11 protein-coding genes are annotated in these 21,163 nt (G+C 66.8%); 4 read left to right on the forward strand and 7 right to left on the reverse strand.

Going from position 1 to position 21,163, the window contains the following annotated elements:
- Positions 1–48 precede the first annotated feature (48 nt).
- The gene (locus ABZT47_RS00760; protein WP_354834475.1) at positions 49–999 is read right to left on the reverse strand and encodes an NAD(P)/FAD-dependent oxidoreductase; all 951 of its coding nucleotides are present in this window, start codon (positions 997–999) and stop codon (positions 49–51) included.
- 80 nt (positions 1,000–1,079) lie between these two features.
- Between ABZT47_RS00760 and ABZT47_RS00765 the strand changes: the two genes are divergently transcribed.
- Together ABZT47_RS00765 and ABZT47_RS00770 are read left to right on the forward strand one after the other, a co-directional pair.
- Entirely contained in the window at positions 1,080–1,745 is a 666-nt protein-coding gene (locus ABZT47_RS00765; protein ID WP_354834478.1) for an XRE family transcriptional regulator, read from the forward strand.
- Between the two features lie 144 nt (positions 1,746–1,889).
- Positions 1,890–2,468, forward strand: coding sequence for a hypothetical protein (locus ABZT47_RS00770; RefSeq protein WP_354834481.1), 579 nt, complete (start codon positions 1,890–1,892; stop codon positions 2,466–2,468).
- Between the two features lie 57 nt (positions 2,469–2,525).
- Here ABZT47_RS00770 and ABZT47_RS00775 read toward each other — a convergent pair whose 3' ends face one another.
- The 6 genes from ABZT47_RS00775 to ABZT47_RS00800 form a co-directional block, all read right to left on the reverse strand.
- A complete protein-coding gene (locus ABZT47_RS00775; protein WP_354834484.1) occupies positions 2,526–3,242 on the reverse strand; it encodes a DUF6082 family protein in 717 nt (238 codons plus the stop codon).
- A gap of 69 nt (positions 3,243–3,311) precedes the next feature.
- Positions 3,312–3,893: a DUF6879 family protein gene (locus tag ABZT47_RS00780; protein ID WP_354834487.1), complete on the reverse strand. Its 582-nt coding sequence runs from the start codon at positions 3,891–3,893 to the stop codon at positions 3,312–3,314.
- Complete coding sequence (locus ABZT47_RS00785; RefSeq protein WP_354834490.1) at positions 3,894–4,133, reverse strand: hypothetical protein; 240 nt, start codon at positions 4,131–4,133, stop codon at positions 3,894–3,896.
- 160 nt (positions 4,134–4,293) lie between these two features.
- Entirely contained in the window at positions 4,294–10,290 is a 5,997-nt protein-coding gene (locus ABZT47_RS00790; protein WP_354834493.1) for a hypothetical protein, read from the reverse strand.
- Between the two features lie 73 nt (positions 10,291–10,363).
- Positions 10,364–12,625 carry a hypothetical protein gene (locus ABZT47_RS00795; RefSeq protein ID WP_354834496.1) on the reverse strand — a complete coding sequence of 754 codons (2,262 nt, stop codon included), beginning with the start codon at positions 12,623–12,625 and terminating at the stop codon, positions 10,364–10,366.
- Positions 12,622–18,462 carry a DEAD/DEAH box helicase gene (locus tag ABZT47_RS00800; RefSeq protein ID WP_354834499.1) on the reverse strand — a complete coding sequence of 1,947 codons (5,841 nt, stop codon included), beginning with the start codon at positions 18,460–18,462 and terminating at the stop codon, positions 12,622–12,624. Before ABZT47_RS00800 ends, ABZT47_RS00795 begins: the two co-directional genes overlap by 4 nt.
- Before the next feature lie 647 nt (positions 18,463–19,109).
- Between ABZT47_RS00800 and ABZT47_RS00805 the strand changes: the two genes are divergently transcribed.
- On the forward strand, positions 19,110–20,066 hold the full coding sequence (locus ABZT47_RS00805) for a hypothetical protein (protein ID WP_354834501.1): 957 nt from the start codon (positions 19,110–19,112) through the stop codon (positions 20,064–20,066).
- Between the two features lie 114 nt (positions 20,067–20,180).
- Entirely contained in the window at positions 20,181–20,915 is a 735-nt protein-coding gene (locus ABZT47_RS00810) for a phosphotransferase (protein ID WP_354834504.1), read from the forward strand.
- Positions 20,916–21,163 lie beyond the last annotated feature (248 nt).

The following is a 21,163-nucleotide window of genomic DNA, read 5'->3' on the forward strand; positions in this document are numbered from 1 at the left end:
GCGGGAGGGGTTCGGTGTGACATGACGGATTCCTCTCTGGTGGATGCTTCACTGTGCGATCGAGTCGCGGTGCGCGATCGAGTCGCGGTGCGCGCGGACGGCGTCGCGGACGTCCTCCTCGACCAGGTCGGCGTTGATGGCGACCGCTGCGGCCGAGCCCTGGCCGGCGGCGGTGATGACCTGGGCGCGCGGGTCGCGGACGTTGCCCGCCGCCCAGACGCCGGGAACGGTCGTACGGCCGGTGGCGTCGGTGACCACCCACCCGGTGTCGTCGATGTCGCAGCCAAGTTCGAGCAACAGGTCGTTGTCGGGCACGAATCGCGGGGGCACGAAGACGACGTCCCTGCGGACGAACCGGCCGTCGGCGAGCGCGACACCGCGCAACGTGTCGTCCTCGACCACCACCGATGCGACGTGTCCTTCGACGACGCCGACGGCGCGCGCGGCCAGTTGTTCACGTTCGTCCTCGGTCAGGCTCGCGGGAGGGGCGAACAGGACGACGTCGTCCGACCACTGGCGCACGATCTGCGCGTAGCGGACCGCCTCCTGGGTCCAGCCGAGCACACCGAACGCCTGGCCCCGGACCTCGTAGCCGTGGCAGTACGGGCAGTGCAGGACGTCACGCGCCCAGCGTTCCCGCAGCCCGTGGACATCCGGCAGTTCGTCGCGCAGTCCGGTCGCGACCACGACACGTCGCGCGCGGACGGTGACACCACCGCCCGGCTCGACCTCGAACACCGCGCCGGCGCGCCGCGCGCTCACCGCCTGTCCGTCGACGACGTCACCGCCGTACCCTTTGACCTCCCGCCGGCCCGCGGCCAGCAGCTCGCCGGGCGCCGTCCCGTCGCGTGACACGAATCCGTGCATGTGGGTCGCCGGCGCGTTCCGAGGCGCGCCGGCGTCGACCACGAGCACCTCGCGCCGGGCCCGTGAGAGCACCAGCGCCGCGGACAGTCCGGCGGCCCCGCCGCCGATCACCACTACGTCGTACTGATTCATGTCCACCAGGGTGCGTCCGCGTCCGCGCCCCGGACAACGAACGTTGCCGTTTCCGGGAAAAACGGCGGACCATGGTGGCCATGAGCGTCCAGGAACAGCCGATCGCCGATGCACTGAACCGTGTGGGGCCGCGACTGCAGAGCCTGCGCAAGCAGCGCGGCATCACCCTCACCGCTCTCGCCGCGGCGACCGGCATCTCCAAGAGCACCCTGTCGAGGCTGGAGACCGGCCTGCGACGGCCCAGTCTCGAACTGCTCCTGCCGCTGGCGCAGGTCTATCAGGTCCCGCTGGACGACCTGGTCGGCGCGCCCGCGGTCGGCGACCCGCGCATCCGGCTCAAGCCGCGGCAGGTCAACGGCCGCACGGTCCTCCCGCTGACCCCGCCCGGAGGCGTCCAGGCATGGAAGATCGTCATTCCGCGATCGCAGTCCACCGCGCGACCGCGTGCGCACGACGGCTTCGAGTGGCTGTACGTGCTGTCCGGGCGGATGCGGCTCGTCCTCGGCGAGCAGGACCTGGTCCTCGGCGTCGGCGAGGCGGCGGAGTTCGACACGCGGGTGCCGCACTGGTTCGGGAGCACCGGCGAGGGCCCCGCGGAGGTGCTCAGCATCTTCGACCGCCCAGGCGAGCGCATGCTGGTGCGAGCCAGGAGCGGTCACCGGACCACACTACCGGAGAGCCTGGCCCCGCATGGTTCCGCGACGGACGCGTTCACAAGCGACGCAAGGCCCTGTACAGGAACATGAGCGGGCGGGAGGCACGGCCGGGCCAGTGGGCCGACCCGGGTCCGCCCTCTTCCGGCTTCGACGCCGTTGACGGCCGGTCGGAGCGGGCAAGGACCACCAGGGAGCGTCAGGTCACGCGGTGCCCGTTCCTTCTAGGGTGTGGGGATGGGCCGGGTATTGGTGATTTCCTTCGTCGTGGTCGCCGTTCTGTCCGGTTGCGGCTCGCAGGGAGTGCTCAGTCAGACGCTCATCGACCAGGCTCGGGCGCAGGGTGCGGCTCCGGACCTGATCTACGTCGTGGACCTGCCCGGTTACGAGCTCGCCGAGCAGTCGGTCGGTGTGATCGGTGAGGAGGGCTTCGGCTCCTTCTATGTCTCGCCCGAGGGCAGGCGAGTGGAGCTCCGCGTCGACCGCGGCTCGTTCAGCGACGGCCAGTGCACAGGCACCCCCATCACCAACGCCGAGCCGCCCACCGCTCCCGTACGGTGCGACCACGACGAGGTCGGGTGGTACCGGCAAGGCGGAGGCCGCCACGAGTACACCGCGATCCGCGGCGACCACTACATCCGCCTCGCAGGAGGGCTCGCGGACGTGGACCGGGCCGCCCTGAAGGCGGCCGTCGCCGGAGCCCGTCCGGCGACCGGGACCGGCACGCCCTCCCCACCACCCAGCCCCGTGGAGCGCGGCGACCTGCCCACCAGCGGCGACGGCGCCCCCAACAACGAGGTCGGCCCCGGCGGCTGACCGAAAGGGCCACTTATCAACCACGGTTGCGTAGCGTGACCCGTAAAAGTCGCTCACTCACCTCGCACGACGTGGTGGCCGCCGGGCGAGCCTCTGGAGGAGTGCACTCCGGAGAAGACGAAACGGGCTATGCGCCCGAGGCGGCGACGCGGCGGAGAAGGCGCCGTCCACCTCAGCGGTGAAGAAGTCTTCGGCATCGTCGCCCCCTGTGATCGCGAGCCGCGCTGACCGAGCCTTCGCCCAGAAGGAGTACATGTCGCTACTAGCCATCAGGTAGCGCAGCGCACCACGCAGTTCCCCCAGCTCGATGGTGTGTGTCTCGTAGGCGACCTTCTGGAGGTTCAGGATCAGATTGCAGTAGTGATCCTTTTTGGAGACGACGAGTCCAGGCGCCATTTCCGGCCACACCTGGCGCAGCTCTGGGTCGTCGATAGCCATTCTGATGAGGCCGGTGTGCAGTTCCCGTAGAGCGATCTCACTACTACGCATCTGCTCTTCCCGGGCGATGGCCAGCTCGTCCCGCTGGTTCCGCAGTTCCCGGTTCTGCAGCAAGAGCGTGAGCGCAATGGCGATGAATGCCACACCCGAAAAGAGAACGCCCACGGGAGTGACCGCTTGGCCGATCTCCGACCAGCGATGGAGCTCCGCGTCTTGCGTGCGTAGCAGAAGGAGGACCGGGAGGATGACACCGGCCGCGACAACCGTGACGCCGAGCACCAGGCCGGCGCTGATGGCAAGTATGTTCAGTCGCCGACCGCGCACCTCAGAGACCATATCGGGAGATCAGATCACCGTCGACCGCGCCCGACACGACGAACCGCACGCACTTCGCATATCCCGCCGTTACTGCGCGGCCAGGTACTGTTCGAGCGGCACAGCCGCCTGCCTTACCTCGGCGACTCTGCTCTCCAGAGACGCCAGGACCTGAGGGGCGTGGGTGAGCCAGCCTCCGGCCTGCGATCCGACAGCACCGTAGTCATGAATCAATGCGGCATGCCGATCGAAAAGGAGGAAGTCGAAGAAGTCCTCGTTCGGCAGGCTGCGCGCGGTGTCGTAGCGCACGACTTCGATGACCTCGCCAAGGTTCGCTCGAATCTGATAGGCCAGCAGCTCATAGCGCAGGTACGCGCTGAGCGGCTCTTGGACCAGGCGGATCCGCGAGTACTCGATCCCCCGGCTCCTGATGTCGTCGTAGAGAGGTCTGTCGGTTTCGGCTTCCTCGCGCAGGAGCTCCATGGCCTGGCCCACGTCGCCCTGGCGATACGCCTCTTGGGACCTGTTGGTGTCGAGTTCCTGGTACGCCTGCCAGCATTCGAGTTTGAGAAAGCGCCGGCCGATCCGCGACCACTCTTTCGAGAACTGCTGCCCGAACTCGTCAAGGGTCAGCCACTTGCCGGTGCGTGTCGCCCATTCGGGTGGAATCATCTACCTGTCCGGAATATCGTTTTTCGCCGCTATAAGGGTGGCGCGGGAGATCCGGACAATCCGCTCATCGGCAGCGCATCTCGCGTTCTCGAGAGGCTGGATGCCGATTTGACCGGTGATATCGGTGCCGATGACGGCGAAGCTCCCGTCGTCCAGCTCAAGGATATCGGGCGAGCCGCTGACCGCAGTGGTGTCGCCACGCTCTTGCGGAGTGCTACCAAGCCGCCTGATCGCCCTCATGACGTCCCCACCTATGACATATCGGTTGTACGCACCTATATCACGCAGTAACCAACCCGCCAATACGGGGCCGCTTAAGTGACAATCTGTCGGTCGATTACCAACCAGCCGATAAGGAGGTTGAGCGCACTTCGGCCACAGGATGCCCAGGAAGCCGACGTCACGCCGGCCAGGCCCTGTACAGCAGTGGATCCAAGCGGTACGCGTCGTCCGCGGCACGGTCGAAGGCCCCGAGAGCATCCAGGCAACGTACGGCCGCCGCCGGGTCCGGGCAGGCGCCGGGTATCGCCGCGGCCTCCACCAGATCCCCGAATGACAACTCATCGGTCTCCATGAAACCGTGCAGCGCCGTGAAGACGGCCGCGAGTGAGTCATCGGCGGTGAGTCCGACGAGCTCGACGAGTTCGGCGAATCCTCGGGGGGTGTCAAGTTCCGCCTCGACCTGGCGCAGGGCCTCGTCCTCGCTGCCGGTCACCGTACACAGGGTCAGAGCCCGCTCGACCAGATATGGCCAGCCGGAGGTCACGGCCAGCAGGCGGTCCCGGTCATCCTCGTTCCCGAACCTGCTGGTCTCGACGGACCACGGCTGGAGGGTCTGGCGGTCATGGCGGCGCAGAGTGACCACGCCAAGTTCGGGGATGTCGTCCGCGAAAACTCTCATCCAGAACGGCATGGTCACCGGATCGGCGATCATGACCACGGCACGGGTGACGCCACCTCGCTTTGGACGCTGCTCGATCGCGGTCCGCAACCCCTCCCAGCAACCGTCGGGCTTGGTGCCCATGTACGCGAGGTCGGAGACCACGACGCGTCGCTGTCCGGGTACACCGCCGGTCAGCGCTTCTGTGAACTGCTTGCGACCACCGGCCGGGATGAGGGTGAAACGGTCCCCCAACTCGCCGACGACCTCCGAAAGGGTGGGCCGGACGTCATCTATCCCCGTGGCAGCCGAACCCAGGACGAGGCGCACCTGGTTGACGTGATCACCCAAGAGGTCGTTGACCTGAGCGATCGTGATCGGCCATCTGGTTCCGTCCCGGAGCGTACGGCGGGTCTGCCGGGCGATGAACTCTGGGGGGACCGACTCCGATTCCGCGCGGACGAGTTCAGCGGTCACCTCTTCCCGGGTACCGATCATGCGCAAGGCGTTGGACGAGCGCAACCGCCAACCCACTCCATCGTTGTTCGGCCGCAATACCCCAAGGCCCGCCAGTTCATGAAGGTAGGAACGGAACCCTTCAGCGTCGAGCTTGGCGAAACCATCGCGCCACCAGTAGCGGCACTCGTCGGCCAATTCGGTGTCCGTGAGGCGCGTATCCAGCGTCTTCTCGTACGCGTGGTGGGCCAGAACGTTCGCGATGACATTGTAGCGGGGGTCGAGGTTCAAGGTGTCCTGGAAAGCGCTGGTCATCTCTCGTCGCAGGTGCGGGTCGGATTCGACCGCCTCCACGTCCGCCGCCGTGATGGCGTACCCCGGACCGTCCTGGACCTGGGCCCGTTTGGCGTGCATCGTCTCCACCAACCGGTGGCCGAACATCTGAAGAAGGAACGGCTGGTAGGAGCAATGATGGAGAATGCGGTACGCCAGATCCTGATCGGCGAAGACGAATCCGAGGGCGCCTAGCGGCTTCGTGATCAGATCGAAGGCGTGCTGTGGGCTCAGCGGCCCGATGACCGTGGACTGGCCGAGATGACGGAACGGGCCGTTGCCATTGAGCTTGGTGAACCGCTGGACCGAGTGCAGTCCCGCGAACACCACCTTGGCGCGGCCCTTCGTTTCCAGGCAAAGCCCTTTCAGCCGGTTCGTCTCGTGGAAGCCCGGCGCGTCTGATTCGAAGAACCCATCCGCCTCGTCGAGGAGAATGAGCAGCCTGCGCCTGGCGTCGTGACGCAACCAGTCCAGGATGCCCTCCCTGACCGCGCCGTGTGGGTCTCGGGGCCCCCTCGCCCTGGCCGGAGGAAGCACGCCCGCCGTCCTGAGCGTCTGACGCAGCCGGTCCCATACCGCGCTTGCTCCAAGGCCACCCTTCTCCGGGGAGGTGATGTTCAACTCGAGGTGAACGGCGACTCGCGCGGGCTCCCGCTCGAATCTGTCCTTACTCTCCCGCAGCAGGGCGGACTTGCCCAGACCGCGCCCTCCGAAGATCACCTGGGTGCCATCGGGGTCGAGTATGCTGCGGCGCTCCCTGTCGCGGCCATAGAACATCTCCGGGGCGACCAGCATGCGCTTGTGCCTGACGTACGGGTTGACCGAGGAGAACGGGAGCGTGAGAGCCATCGTGACGTCCAGGCGGCCTGAGCCCTCCGCTACCGCGTAGGCGAGCACAGCGTCGTCAACGACCACGACCGGCGCGCCGGTCTCGACGGCCCTGGCCGCGAGCCTGCGGCGGACCGACGGCGGCATCGTCCCGAAGTGCGCTACCAGGACGCCGTCCCCTGAAGTGTCCTGATCGACCCACCCCATCAACAGGTCGGCGGTAGGCCGGTCCCAGACCAGCAGAACCCGCAATCGGCCGCCGCCCGGGTCGTCGATCCCCAGCTTGGTGCCGAACGCAGGGACCAGTGCGCTGCCGATCACCGACACACCGGTCAACTCGACGAACCGCCGGGCCCGGTCCCGCCGGAGATCGTCGCGTCGCTCGGCCTTCTGCGATTCGATGCCGAGTAGCCGCATCACCGGGCGCAGATCACGCTGACTGATATTCGCCCGTTCCTCCGGCCTCGTCTCGCCGAGTTTCACCCAGAGTTCCAGCGCCGCCGCCGCGTTGACGCGGGCGTCCGGGGACAATCCCGAGTAGTCCAAGGCATCAAGCTCCGCGTGCCGGCCGCCTTCGCGCACGGTCGCCAGGAATCTACGGGTGATTCCATTCGAGAGCGCGTCCGGGATGGCGGGAAAGAACCGCTCCAGGTCCCTTTGCTCGCTGGGCACCGGCATCTGCTGGCCCGTGCTGAGGAGATAGACCTGTTCCTCCGCAGTGGCCAGTTCGCCCTCATCGATCAATCTGCTGACCCGCTCCAGGTCGGCCGCGGCCACATCCGGGCGTCCGGTCAGGTCGTGCAACTGTTCACCCAGTCGCCGAGCCGCCTCATCCCGGAAGGAGGCCAGGCTTCCGGCGACCTCTTCGAGCGTCCGCCGTACCCGGTGAAGATCCTTTCTCCTTGCGGGATCGGCGAGCCGCAAAGCCTCGGCGAGGTCGCTTTCCTGCTCGTCCGATATCTCGTTGCGCGGGCGGGCCTGACGAAGCTCGCCGAGGAGCCGCGCGTGCTCAGCGGTGAGTTCTGATCTGCTTGCCGCTTCGGCTGAGCTGAGCGCGTCCAAAGCCTGCTGACGCGTGAGCAGGGTGGCGTCACCACCACTGTGAGGAAGCCGGTCCGTCTTGGCCAGGTCGATCATCTGACCGGCCAGCCGATAGTCCTCAGCCTCCAACCGCGCGTCGAACGCTTCAATCCACTCCATGGCGGCGGCGTCGAGCAGCGTCTCCGGGGTGGATTCGGATGGGATCTCGACGAGGAAGATCCTCGGGTCGAGAGTGGCTCCCGGAACCTTGAGAAGTTCCACAGTGAGAACCAGGTCGGCGGGCGACTCACCAAGCGGAAGCTTCGTTTCCCCGTCAAGCAGGCCGAAGATCTCCTTCATCGAACTGATCGCCGCTGTTGCGGCCGCCGACACCAGCGGATCCGCACCAGACGCTTGTGCGGCCAAGTCGGCGAGCACTTCCTCCCGCTCGACCCGGACCGTCTCTCGCAGCGCCGCGATCTCCTCGGTCACCCATGTGCGCCCGCCGGCTTGGTGCCGATCGAGCGCCGTGACGGCTTCGACCCACTCGGAGACGATCACGAGCGATTCTGTGATGAGCCCCAGCAGGTTTCGCCGGCTCGGCCCTTCCACCGGCTTGCTGGATGTCGGCCGGAAACGACCGTCGAGTTCGTCGAGTTCCCTGCCGGCCTCGTCAGGCCGCGAGAGCCTGCGCACCTCCGCGGCGACGTCAGCGAGCTTGGCCTGCTCGTCACGCTCGCAGGTGGACAGCAGCCTACCGAGCACACCCGTGTCCGGGTCCAGCCAATGCTCGGCGATCTTCGTCGCCCGCTGAAGGGGTAGCTTCCTGGAGGATCGCATGCAGGTCCCGGCGCGCTCACCGACTGCGGCGACCCGTCGCTCCAGCTCCGTGACGTCGGCGAGTGCTCCGATCAGTGGAGCGTCCAGCAATGTCCCCCTCAGTGCCCGGCCACCGACTTCCGCGGCCACCCGCCCAAGATGATGGTCCATGCGGGTCGAGGCCTCGACGAGCAGCGCACCGGCGGCGTGCTCGCCGGTGATCAGTGCCGTCCTGAGCAGTGCGGGCACGGTGAGGAGCAGCGTCAAGGGCTCTGGTTGCAGATCGCCGTCCGAGAGCTCGACGCGCAGCCTGGCCGCACAGGGGCCGGCACTCGAACGAACGGCCTGCGCGAGGGCCGCCACGCGTAGCGCCCACAGCCGTGCCGCCGGCCAACCGGCCGCCCGTGCCACGCTGTGCGCCATACCGAAGCGGCCTTGCGCCACCAGTGACGCGACCCCGGCATCCAGCGGCGATGGTGGGCCGGCTGGACTTCGCTCCTCGCTCTGGTCCTGATGGATGTTCGAGATCGAGGTGAGCCCCGCTGGTAGGGGCTCACCTGCATCCGCACTGTCAGGTGTCGCGGGGCCGGGCACTTCCGCCGGTTCTTCATGCTCGGTAGGCGCTTCTGCCTCGCCACCGACCTCCGGCGAACCGGTCGCCCGCGCCGGTGAGATGACCGACGCCTGATCAGCGTCAGCGGCCGGGGAGTCCGTGTCGGTGTTCGGCGCTCCCGCCCTCTGATCAGTGGTCATGGCTTGACGTCTGACAAGCTGGCCCGCGGTCGCCAGTCCGGTCAGCACCGTCAGTTCCCGCGGGAGCGCTTCGGCGCGCGTGTGGCATTGTGCGATTAGTGCCGCATCGGCCGAAGCGGCGCCGCCGTCCGCGGCGGCCAGTTCCACGAGCCGCCCCAGCGCCAGCAGTGCGTCCGCAAGTTCCCGCTGTCCGTCATCCCAGACGGGGGCGGCGAGCAGCTTCTCCACCGAGAAGGCGAGTCCGTCCAGTGCGGGACGCAGGACATCCGGCGCTGCCGGGTAGGTCAGGTCCGTGAGCTTGGCGAGGAGGAGCCGGTCGGTGGTGTTCGCCGCCCAGGCGTCCTCTACGACGGACATCGCCTCAAGGATCCGTGGCACGCTGACCTCAGACGGACTCACACCCTGGTCGGCGAGCCATGTCGCGGCCTCATCCAGCACCCCTGTCAGCCCCCCGAGCAGCGCCAGGTCAGTGGATGCCGGTGCGAAACCGGCCTCCAGCGTCGTGCCCACACGGTCAGCCGCCTGGCGCGCCTCCGTCAGCGCCTTCTCCAAGGCGCTCCGAAGGCGGGGAACCTCCTCAGAAATCCGGCTGCGCTCCGGCATGGTGCCGGTCCCTTCGTCCATGGGCGTTCGCTCACCCGCGTCGGACTCGATCGGCTCTGGCGCGTCCAACTCGGAGGGGCCGGAGGTGGGCACCACGAACGGCCCGTCCAAGGAAAAGTCAGGAGTGGCGGTGATCACCGCATCGGCAGCGACCAGTAGTAGGTCGCCTTGGCCGGCTGGAATGCCGGGCGGAAGCCACCACTCGTACTGGGCGAAGTGCGTCAAGGTCCGGGCATGCGACGCACTGGAAGCCATCACCGACCACAGAGCCCAGCACCTCTGGGCATCGGACCAACTGGACGCGGCTGAAACGGCGCCTGGATCACCGGGCGAGTAGGACGCCCTTGTCAGCTCGTCCTGCACGGGTCGAGTGATGTGCCAGGAGGCCGCGAGGGAGTCCTGAGGCCGCGCCCGGCGCAGGCCGAGCAATACCTGCGTTCCGAGCGATGACCCGATGCGTGCCAAATCCTTCATGCCGAGATGGCGAAGGGCCATCACACGTGCGTTTCTCTCCATCTTCGCCAGCAGGTCTCGCACGTCATCGGCGATAATCCCCGCGAGCACCCGAGCCCACAAGCCGGGTGCGGCGTTCAACGCCTGGAGGAACCGATCGAGTGCCGCGTCCGCCGGCCGCGGATCCTGCGGCTCATAGTACGGTTCTCTCCACAGGTGGTAGAAGGGCTGGTCGTGCTCGGCCTTTCCCATGATTCTCCGGAATTCTTCCATGGCGCTATCTGCTCGATATGCCGGTCCGCTGGCCTTGTGGTGACATGTAGCGTCACCCGCCCCGGCGATGACCGCGAACGAGTGTGTACCCTGCGGGCAATTCGCCGCCGTATCCATAGGACTGGCGAATTCGCCTGTACTCGGATTTGGCATCCTCTGTCGCTTGATGGCCAGCCCGCAGCTTACGCAGGAAGGGCTGAACGTCATAAGGGCGCATGAATCGGGCTAAAAGCTGCCGATCGTCGGCGTTCTCATGTTGGCCTGATTTTTCCATGGCGTTGAGCTCGTTGTCCCGGGAATGCGCCTCATCCTTCCCTTCCAGGAAGAGCCGCGTCACAGGCCGCCATACCAGCATGTCCACCAGCGTGTCGCCCGTCCGTGCGGGGAGACGGACCTTGCCCGTGCCATCCCGGCCGGCCTGTTCCACCGTGAGAACGCGGGTGTCGATCAATTCTGCGACGACCGGCTCCAACAGCAGGCGTCCGGCGTCCGGCACATCGAGGCCATAGACGACATCGGCGAGACGTTCACGCGAGAGGATCGCCACACCATCGGGGTCGAGCAGACCGGCGCGGCGGACCGCGCAGAGTACGCGGGCACGTAATGTCGCGGCGGCGTTTCCTGTTACCTGCCCAGGTTCTGGGGCCCTGTCCCGGGTCAGGACCCAAGGAGCGTAACGATATTCGATCCTTTCTTCGTCAAAGAGGACGGGCACGTCCAGAAGGGTAGAGGTCACGCTCAGTGTCGGTGCACCGCGCGGCCAGGAGAAGGTCAGAACGATGCCCGGGAAGTAGTCGAGAGGCCAGTCCACTCCGGCCAGACGCAGACCGGCACCTGCCCGTTCGATCCTCGCCTGCTGTACGGCTTCCGCCTGGGTGAGCTCGTGGCCCTGATGCCGCAGGCGCAGCCGTACAGTCGTGCCCACCAGGCCGGAATACGTCATCTCCTCTACCACTCTTTCCGGCAGAGGGGCGATCCCTTGCAGCGTGTGCTTGAGCCGCAGCGGAAGCGTCCAGGAAAGCTGCGAGTCAGTGACAGAGCACATCGCGCCGTCGTCGGGCTCATCCGGCTCTTCCTCGGCATCCTCCAGCAGCGGGTCCGGCAAGTGACCGAACCAGCCTAGGCTGAGCGGCGTCATCGGGTCGACTTCCGCGTACGGCCCCGGCGGGTAGGACGCCCGCCAGACTCCGCCGCCCTGCCTGGGGTCGTCAAGGCGCAGGTGTACGCCCGAGGGCAGCACATTCTTCTCGTCGACATTTCCGAGAATGTCATCGGAGATGACGGTGTTGGCGTGACATATCGCAGTGGCGTAGTCGATGCCGTGCAGCCTGGAGGACGCGCCGTTGAGCGTCCTGAGCCGAGGCCCGATGGCGGTGTAGGTGATCATGTTCCCCGGGCCGAAACGCCGGCGGCTGGACTCAGGTGCCCTGCCCAGCGCGGACGCCACGGTCCGCAGGTCGCCTCCACCGAGCGGACCGTCGTCGCAAAGCCTCTCGGCGAGAGCAGAACGCGGAAACGCATAGTGCCGCCATCGGCGGAGCACATGGGATGCGTCGAGGGCCTGGCCTATGGTGCGCATCGCGCCGCGGAGCGCCGCAGCCAGCTCGTCTTCTTGGACGTCGTCCACCAAGACCAACGGGAGAGGACCTTCGAGAAGCTGGCCGCGAGCGGGTCCGAGCAGGTAACGGATGTAGGACTCCAGCTCGTCGGCCACCGCGTCCGCGGCCGACAGGTAACGGGATCGGATCAGCAGATGCCCATCGGCGTCGAGTGCTCGACCCTTGCGGCTCAGGCGTTCGAGTCGCGCACACGTCACCGTCACGCCCTGCCCAAAGGCGTCGAAGTCGGCGATAAGGCGCTCGGTCGCCACCACGGCGCCGTTCCCCGCCGGTTCGTCGGCCGATCGGGTGGCACCCGCCGGTGCGCCGGAGACCCAGTCCGGGAGCGAGCCGCCCCCCTCCAGCAGCGGATGGGCTCCCTCCTTGTACATCACTTCGGCATAGAGCGGATCCGGTCCTGCGGATATGTTCAGCATCGCTCCGACGGGCGGTGCGTCCACGACCACGTCCCCCCTCTCGATCACGGGAAAACGATCGAAGTCCACAGGACCGCCGGAATAGCCGCCGTAGTTGACGTCATAACCGAAGTAGACGGCGTTGAACGCGACCGCCGTGTGCAGGACTCCACGACGGGTGGCCACCGCTTCCAGGTAACCGATGAGACGTTCGGCCTCGACAGCCGGCAGGCTCGCGAAGCCGAAGGGAAGCGCGGGGGTGAACAGCGGATCGTCCACGTAGGGCTGCCACACGGTCACGACGGTCCCCCCGCGGCACGTTGGGCTCTCGCCTGCTCCCGGCGGACGTTTCCTCTGTCGCGCCAGAGTCGCCCGTCCTGCTCCACCTTGCCTTCCACGGCGAGACGTGTCAGCGATTCCTCGATCCTCGCCGACGCGACCGCTGGATTCGCCCCGAAATAGCGACTGGTCAGCAATGAGCTCGGCAGCTTGATCCGATGGCGTTTCACGGGGTGGAACCAGGACTCCTCACCGCGTAGCGCACGGCAAAGGTCCGGCACCGAAAGTCCCCGGGTCATGTGCCAGAGGAGCGCGGCGACCTGCTGGTCCAGGCGTCGCGCCAGGTGTGCCGCATCGGTGTGGCCCCCGGCGGGGCGAGGTCGCGGCGTCGCCAGCGCGTCGGCAACCGGAGGGCGGGTCTCTTCCGGTGACCATCCCGTCTGGTGGTCCCAGCAGGCGGAGCAGCGGTTGGAGGCGGTGGTGCAGCACGTCGTGGGTAGTCGATCAATGCCGAAATAGGCGGCGAACTTACGGTTGGCACAGGTCGAACTGTCCTCGAAGAAGTCCACGAGCTGGGCTCTTTCAGTCGCAGCGCGAGCGGCCTTGCCGGATAGTGCGGCTCGGAACCCCTCGGGCAAACCGGCCCGGTGTGCGATCAACCCTGAAACGAAGTGCCGGGAGGGTGCGGCCGAGACGTCGATCCTGCCGCGGTCGTGCAGGTCGGCGAGCAACTCCCACGTGGCCGACGGAGACGGAGCGACATCCCGGTAGCCGGGTATCTCCTTGCCGAGGTAGGCGTCCAGCGCTGCGATATCGAGCCGTGAAAGGTTGAGGGGGCCTCTCCGCGCCGGAAGCGCGAATAGCGCCTCGACCGTCCTCTCCCCGACATCCGTGGTGTCCACCGCGCCATAGTCGACCGGCTTCACTGTGACCATCGGCGGGAAGTCCCCCAGGTCCTCCACGGCCCCAAGGTCGGCGAGAGCCGCGAAGACCCGGCGCACCCCGTCGCGGTACTCCTCAACGACACGCTCTTCACCGGCGTCGCCCAGGTTCAGTATCCCCGCCTGAAGGTCTTCACCGATGAGCGCATCGGCGATCGATACCGCGTCGAGAGTGTCCTGGCACGCCAGGATGGCATGCCCCATTCGCGCCAAGAGAGCCGGCGGAAGATCTCGGCCGGTCATGAATTTGACGGTGCGCAGCCCTTTGCCGGTCATGAGCGCGAGCCCCGAGTTCACTCCGTGCCCGTCTCGGCCGGCTCGGCCGAGTTGCTGGTAGAGAGCGGCCAGGTCGGTGGGCGGAGACACGCAGAACACCGTCCTGATGTCGGGACGATTGATGCCGAGCCCGAACGCCGATGTGGCCACCACTACTAGCGGAACGAAATTCTCCTCCCCTCTGCGGGGCGCCTCACGGAACTCCGTCATGACGGCGGCCTTCTCGGCCTCCGTCAACCGTCCGTGAAACCGACGGACTTTGACACCGGAGTCCCCCACATATTCGCGCAGGTGCGCATGCAGGGCGACGACCTCCTTAACGGTGAGGCAGTAGAAGATGGCGTGATCGGTGATCCTGTCGAGAATCTCCTCGGCCAGGCCGGCGACGGTCTGCGTTCCAGCGGCTGCGATGGATCGGCGGAAGATCGCGAGCTCGGGGCGAATCGGATTCTCCCGTACGGTGACCAGCTTCTCGGTACCCTCGCGTGGCGGAACCGCCGGTAGCCCGAACACACGCTCACGCAAGCCTTCGTGAACGGTCCTGTTCGCCGTCGCGGTCAGCGTCGTCACCGGCAGAGTGAATTCCTCGCGCAACTCGGCGAGGAAGCCTTCGACTCGACGGAAGGCCGGACGGAAATCGTCCCCCCATTGCACTGCGGTGTGCGCTTCGTCCAGCACGATGCGGCTGACCACCCCGGTCCGCACCGCTTGCCGCACCACGTTGCGCATCCGCGTCTGACAGAGGCGTTCAGGGGAGAGATAGATCAGCTTGATACCGTGGTCCGCGCGCCCCTGCAATTGATCGGCGACTTCTGTCTTGCCCGCCCTGGAGCTCGACTCTCGCAGCGGAGCGACCAAAGCGCGTACCGCGCCGCCGATGGATCTGTTCAACTCCAGTGCCTGGTCGTGCATGAGCGCCACCAATGGCGAGACCACGATCGTCACACCGGGCAGGACCAGGGCGGGAAGCTGGAAGCAGAAGCTTTTGCCGAAGCCGGTCGGCAGCAGGCCGAGGACGTCACGGCCGTCCGCCACGGCGCGGATGACATCGATCTGGGCCTCCTTGAGTGTCGCAGGGCTCTCTAACAGTTGAAGGAGCCCGCCGACCTGGGTGGATCGCCGTACCACCTCGTCGGCGAGTGATCCACTCACTCTCAGTGTCTCGACCTCGTGCGCCTTGAGGACGAGGTCTCGGATGGCGCGAGTCTGAGGGAGCAAGGTGTGAGCGGCGAGAGCCTCGTCGGTGGAGAGCACAGCCGCTCGGTCTCTGTCGATCAGGTGATTACGCGCGAAAAAATCCCATATGCGACGCCAGCCTTCGGCCATCGTTACAACGTTCCCACCAGCTGGTTCGCCGGTCTCCGGATCGGAGCGCAGGAGCTCCGGCTCCAGCGATCCCAGAAACATCTGCCGATAGGCGCGGCGGAGCGCGGTGGCCCCGGCGAGCTTCCGGTCGGAGATGACGACGACGCCCCGATGACGTTCGGACCTGATAAGGCGACCGACAGCTTGCCGCAACTGCAATGCGGCAAGGGGGAGGTAATACCTCATGGTGGCGGCCATCTCGGGATCGGGCACGTCGGCCGCCTCGGCGCGCGCGGCCACGGCGGCTCGCCGCGCCTCGACCACCGGGGCGGCGAAGGGCGCGAACGGCAGTTTGTTCACCCATACCAATCTGAGCTTGCCGGGATCGGCGACGTCCACCCCTTGCCAGAGCCCCTTCGTGCCGACGAGCACGCCTCCTCCGTAGTCGGCATCTGTGAACTCCAGGAAGGCGCGGTTGTTACCACGTTCCAAGGCTGAGATCACAGGTGCGTCGTCTCCACGTCGCCGTAACTCCTGGATGAGGTGTTCCGTGATACCGCCGGCCGTGGACCTCGCAGTGGTGAGAACGAGTGCGCCACCGTCATGGCCTCCGTGCTCCCCCGGCCGGATCATCTCCGCCGCGTACCCGGCGAGTTGGTGAGCGACCGTCCGCATGGCGCCATCCGTCTGCTCGGCCCATGAGGGAAAGTCCGCGAAGCACACCAGCTCGGCCTGCTCGGCGAGGTTGAAGGGACTAGGGAGATGTAGCTCTCGCGTGTTCTCGGGAAGTCCGAGGCGCTCACGGATGAAACTCCACGATCCACCTACACGCAGGGTTGCCGAGACGAAATACGTCCGCGCGTACATGGTGATGAAGCGGCGCCAGGCCGGATCGGCGGGTAGTTCGATCGGCGAGCTCGCGATGTGAAAACGGTAGGTACGCAGACTCGACTTCAGCGCCTCGATCTCCTCGGCGAAGACGACCTGGTTCGGCATCCCGGACAACGGTCCGGGATGCCCGTCCAGAGGCAGCATCGTGGGAGAGGGACCGAGGACGGAGTCGATGTCAGCGGAAAGCCGGCTCGCTGAGCTCTGTATCGAGGCGACCTTGCCGATGAGGGCCCTGACGCGTTCAGAGTCGAAGAAGTCGAGATTTGTACCCCGGACCGCCAGAAACCCCCTCAGCGCGCCCATCATGGATTCGGCGACTCCAGCCAGCCTGACCAGCGAACCGGCCAGAACACGTACCCGGCCGACACCGGCCGTGCCTCCGTACGGGCTGGCCAGCGTCACAGCCCGACTGCCGATCAACGCACCTACGCCTGCCGATCTGGCGTCGAACGCCTGACTCGCCACTTTGGGGAGCTGCTCATGGTCGAGAAGGTTCCCCAAGTTCGTCACCGTGGCTGCGACGGCGTCCCGCTCCGGGCAGTGAGCCACTTCATCGACCCAGGTCGCGACTTGCGCGTGCACATCCTCGACTGAGCGGTAGTCGAGGCTTACCGTCAGCGCCGAAGTGGCCGCGTCTTCAAGCTGGTGCGCCTCGTCGACGATCAGCAACGTCTCCGGACCCAGCGCGGTGAGCTCGTCCACGTGGGCCATGAGCAATGCGTGATTCGCCAGGATGAGCCTGTGTCCCTCGATCGCCTCGTCTACCAGGTCGGTATGACGGGCGATCATTTGCGGAGCGGTGGCCTCATAATCGCCGCCGTTGGCCTGGGAAAGCGAATCAAGCCATACGGCCACCACCGACCCCAGATAGTCCGAGAAGAAAGGAGGAAGATCGACCGGGTCCACTGAGCGCGCCGACCAGAGGCTCGTCGTCTCGCGCGCGGCCGTCAATCTCAGCAGCAGGTAGACCAGCAGCTCACGAAACTTCCGTACGGCGAGGAATCGGTTCTGTGTTCCGGGCCGTGCTCGCCGGCTGCGATCCAGCATGGTGGCGTCGGCGAGCGAGATCATCAATGCCCGTAGCGAGAGGCGGTTCGCTTGACCTTTGACCACGTCGCATATCTGGAGCAAGCCCGGAACCACGGTGTCGAGGCGGGCGACGTCCGCGGCGAGTTGCGCCTGCAGTTGCTTGGTGTAGGTGGCGACGACCACATTTCGGCCCGCGTCGCCGCTGAGCCAGTCAAGCGCGACCGCGAGGATCGCGAGACTCTTCCCCGTGCCGGTGGGTGCCTCCACCAACCCCGACGCGCTCTCCTCAGCCCATCGGCGCAACGCCGTGGCCATCTCCTCCTGTGCCTGGCGACGGCGAGCTCGTGTGCCGTGGGCGACCGATGCCAGCCGAACCGGATCAACCACGTCGCCCGGCCCGCGGACCTCCACGGGCACGCTCATGGAGGCTCGGCCGGACCTACCGTTCCGGGCAGGCGGCGCGGTCATCAACGTCTGGGTAAGGATTACCACTTCAGCATGCCCATGATGACGTCTCTCACCGATGGTGGATCCCGCGGCGGCGACCTCCCGCAGCACGCGCCAGGCGGTCGAGTCCGGGCACACCGAGACCACCAGATCGGAGAGCTCCGCAGGCCACGTCGCGAGACGATCCGCGCCCGTCCTGAGCACCCTCGTCAGGAGCTCCGCGTCATCCCGGGCGTCGTGCCACGACAGGTCGGATGCATCGAGTTGCAGATGACAAGCGAGCGCGCCGAGTCGATGCGCGGGCGCTCCCGGCCACAGGGAAAGCGTGAGGTAGAAGGCGTCTACAAGTTCCGCCGCCAACGGAGGTAATTGCTCGCGCTGAAAGGTCTCGGCCAGCACCGGGAAGTCGGCGCCGGTTCCGTTGTACGCCACGATGCAATCAGCTTCGGCGGCGAATTCATGCAGAGCCTCCAGCGCCTCTCTCGCCGGAACCGCTTCCGTCTCACGCTCGCCATTCTGACGGTGCGGAGGCATCTCCCAACCGTCGCCCGGAAGCTCCACCCACCGGTCGAAACGGGCATCAGCGTGGACCCAGTCCAGGTCGGCGCCAAACCTCACCGCCCCGATTTGAAAGATCCTCCGGTCGACGAACGGCTCCACACCGATCGTGCGTACGACCGACTCCAAGTCGAGCACGACCACGCGGAGCGGCTTGACCACGACCGGCGCAATGTCGTTCGCCTCTTCGGCCAGGCTCTTGTTCACCGGCGTGCGCAGCCTGCCGTTCGTTCGCACCATGGCGCCGGCCGTCAGCGCTTCCGAGATCAGATTGGCCACACGAGCCGCGTCGAGGCGGGGAAACCGGGCCTGGGCCGTCGCAGTGAGCTCGTCCGGGGTCATCCCATCGGGGACGCCTTCCAGCATTGCGACAATCCGCTGCGCCGACGCACTGAGCTTGGGGTGGGTCACCGGAACCTCCACGCTATCCATCGGCTGTGTTCACGGATTGTTACTCGGATGTATCTCTGTGACGCCTGATGTCCACGATCGGATCACAAGCTCAAGGCAATCGTGATGCGGCGCCCCTTGCGGGAGCCGTCCGGTTCGCAAGATGCGGATCTGACAGTAGGTCCGTCGCCAACATACACGACCTCTACCTGTGCGTCGAGTTCACAGGCGGCATTGCGCTACATGGCGCATCGGATCGACGTGTGTATGGGTGTGGGACGAGGCGACAATCAGGTCGGCCGGCAGCACGCGGATAGCGGCAGACGGTCCGCGCCTTGGAGGTCGTCGCCGAGGCGAGCGAGCTACTGGACAGCGAAGGAAGAGCCGGGCCGCCCCTGCGGCCTGCCTGGAAGCTGATCAAGCAGTATGGAACGCCACCTTCTCCACGACACCGGTGTGGCACCTTGTCGCTCGTGGGAGCGACGGTTCTTCGATGCGCGGCCTGCCGGTTCCGATATTTTGATGCGCTACCGACGAGCTGTGGGGGGCGTAGTAGATCTGATGGGGCCGGCCGGCGATCTCAAGGGCGAGCTGGTGAGTTTCGCGTTGTCCCGGCGGTTCCACCGGCCGCTGGAGAAGGCCGTGCTCGCGGCCTTCCAGGCGGGGTGGTGGACGACGAGGACGAGTTCACCACCGTGCTGGAATCGTTCATGTTCACCAAGCGCCTGAAGTCCGGCCGGACCGTCGTGGAGAGCTTCGCCGAGCGGTTCTCGGGCGAGAAACGGGCACTGCTGCTGTCCTGGACGGACTACGTGGTCGGAGTGTTCGAGAGCAAGGAATGGCACGGAGACGACGGCTTCGTCGCCGTGAACCACGTGGACGAACTGACATACCTGATCCGCTCGAACATGGGGCCGAAGGGAATCAAGCCCTTCATCCCCGGTTCGGTGATGGTCGGCGGCATCCTTCCGATCGGTGACGAATGGATGCTCAGCGGCACCTCGACGCTCTTCTCCCCCGTGGACGCCCCGGCGGCGCTGGAGGCCGTGCGGGACTTCCAGATGGCGAACCCCAAGATGGTCTTCCGCAACCCCGGCAAGCTCGCCCGAGCACGCGAGATGCAGGCGCGGCAGCGCGACTCGTTCATCGACCTGTTCGGCGGCGATCTCATCGTCGTGCCGAGCGACAAGGTGGAGGAGAGAATGCTCGCTCTCTACCGGCACGACTACGAGCGGGCGGGAAGCCAGGGCGGGCCGTGGACCGACCCGGGTCTGCCCTCTTTCGGCTTCGACGCCGATGACGTCCTCGGCGTGATCTACGACGAGGAGGACGGCCTGGGCATGTACCGGGACTTCGACGTGGCGCAGGAGGTCTTCGCCGATCCGGCGCTGATCATCCGGCGCCGGTACCGGGAGGTGATCAAGGCTTACCTCCGAGGCGATGACGTCACCCCTGTCCCGCTGCGGCGACTGGCCGCACAGGACCCCGCCAAGACCGACCAGCTGTTCCGCAAGCTACTGAAGAAGCCGGACTTTCTCTGCGAGCGTGACGGCGAGGCCCTGCTGCGCGAGCACAAGCCCGGGTGGTTCGCCTCTCCCCCGCTCCCCACGATCATCCCGGTCTGAGTGCGTAGTCGAGAGGGTCGTTCGCGGTCAGTCCAGCGTCGGCGTGGTCGGCCGCGGGCAGGCGCTCCGTACAGCGAGCCATGCCCGCGGCGATGTTCTCGGTAATGTGTTGCCATGGGATGGGAGACGCTCGGCCGGTGGGGGGATGACGCCGCTCGGGTCGAGCCGCTCACCGGTGGAGTCGCCAACGATGTGTGGAGTGTACGCGTCAACGGGCGCCTCGCGGTCGGTCGTCTGGGTGCCAGGGGTGACGCTGATCTCGCGTGGGAGACCGACCTCCTCCACTTCCTCGACCGTGAAGGCCTGACCGTTCCGGTGCCGATTCCGACGACGGACGGCCGGATGTTCGCCGACGGTCTGGTGGTGATGACCTACGTGGAGGGCGGGCCACCCGAAACGGAGGCCGACTGGCGTCGGGTGGCCGACACGCTCCGCCGGCTGCATCGGTTGACGCAGGGCTGGCCGCAGCGCCCGGGCTGGCGGTCGTCGGCCGACCTCCTGCACGCCGAGACCGGGACGAAGATCGACCTCGGCGCGATGCCCCCCGAAGGTGTCGCCCGATGCCGAGCGGCGTGGGCGCGGCTCGCCGGACGTCCGACCTGCGTGGTTCATGGCGACTCCAACAACCTGGGCAACGTCCGTGTGACGCCGGAGCGGGTCGCGCTGATCGATTGGGACGAGTCGCACGTCGACGTGCCCGAACTCGACCTGGTGTTGCCCGGCAACGCCGCCGGCCTCGACCACAACGCGTACGACGTCGCCGCGCAGGCGTCGGCCGCCTGGGAGGCCGCCGTCTGCTGGGACGACGACTACGCGGTCAAGCAGCTCGCCGAAGTCCGGGCGGTCTGAGGACGTGCGGGCCGGCGGCCAGGTCAACTTCTCGGACACTTTCTGAGCCGCCCCGCTCCACCAAGGCGCGTCACGCCCCCCGTGGCGCGTACCGGGCAGAGCACCTTGACGTTATCCCAGCCGCATGGCCGGCAGGCTCGCCGCTGAGGGCCGGGGAAGGCCGGTCTCATCAGGCTGGCGAGCGTTCATGCCGTCGTCCGGGGCCACGGCGCTTCTGGAGGCCACCGGAAAAGCCTAGTTGATCCGGA

Source organism: Sphaerisporangium sp. NPDC005289 (assembly GCF_040607455.1).
Taxonomy (GTDB): domain Bacteria; phylum Actinomycetota; class Actinomycetes; order Streptosporangiales; family Streptosporangiaceae; genus Sphaerisporangium; species Sphaerisporangium rhizosphaerae.

Bases quoted from the DNA above. Each gene is read 5' to 3' on its own strand.
- ABZT47_RS00790 (WP_354834493.1), bottom strand. From the start codon at position 10,290: ATGGGAAAGGCCGAGCACGACCAGCCCTTCTACCACCTGTGGAGAGAA.
- ABZT47_RS00810 (WP_354834504.1), top strand. From the start codon at position 20,181: ATGGGATGGGAGACGCTCGGCCGGTGGGGGGATGACGCCGCTCGGGTC.
- ABZT47_RS00775 (WP_354834484.1), bottom strand. From the start codon at position 3,242: ATGGTCTCTGAGGTGCGCGGTCGGCGACTGAACATACTTGCCATCAGC.
- ABZT47_RS00785 (WP_354834490.1), bottom strand. From the start codon at position 4,133: ATGAGGGCGATCAGGCGGCTTGGTAGCACTCCGCAAGAGCGTGGCGAC.
- ABZT47_RS00760 (WP_354834475.1), bottom strand. From the start codon at position 999: ATGAATCAGTACGACGTAGTGGTGATCGGCGGCGGGGCCGCCGGACTG.
- ABZT47_RS00770 (WP_354834481.1), top strand. From the start codon at position 1,890: ATGGGCCGGGTATTGGTGATTTCCTTCGTCGTGGTCGCCGTTCTGTCC.
- ABZT47_RS00765 (WP_354834478.1), top strand. From the start codon at position 1,080: ATGAGCGTCCAGGAACAGCCGATCGCCGATGCACTGAACCGTGTGGGG.
- ABZT47_RS00780 (WP_354834487.1), bottom strand. From the start codon at position 3,893: ATGATTCCACCCGAATGGGCGACACGCACCGGCAAGTGGCTGACCCTT.